Here is a 219-nt window from a genome sequence, read left to right as displayed (position 1 = left end):
AGTCCGGTACCTTTGGCACGGCTGGTCACAAGCGGGTAGAACACGGCTTCGATAATATCGTCTGGAACACCAGGACCATTATCTTCAATGTCGATTCGAACCACAGATCGGTGAATCACACCACTAATGGTATAAAGCCGCTGAATTCGGGTTCTTAAAATAAGTTCCGGTTGATGCTCGACAAAGAAATCCTTGTTTTCTGTCATCGCCTGAACGGCA

Annotated in this window: 1 pseudogene; it reads right to left on the bottom strand. The window is 47.0% G+C overall.

Annotation, left to right across the window (positions count from 1 at the left end):
- Window positions 1-219: pseudogene (locus B4J23_RS11815) on the bottom strand (PAS domain-containing sensor histidine kinase); the annotation flags it as partial.

This window comes from Acinetobacter sp. UBA3025, assembly GCF_002367915.1.
GTDB lineage: Bacteria > Pseudomonadota > Gammaproteobacteria > Pseudomonadales > Moraxellaceae > Acinetobacter.
Note: the sequence above shows the minus strand (reverse complement) of the source record. Positions and strands in the feature narration are given on the sequence as shown.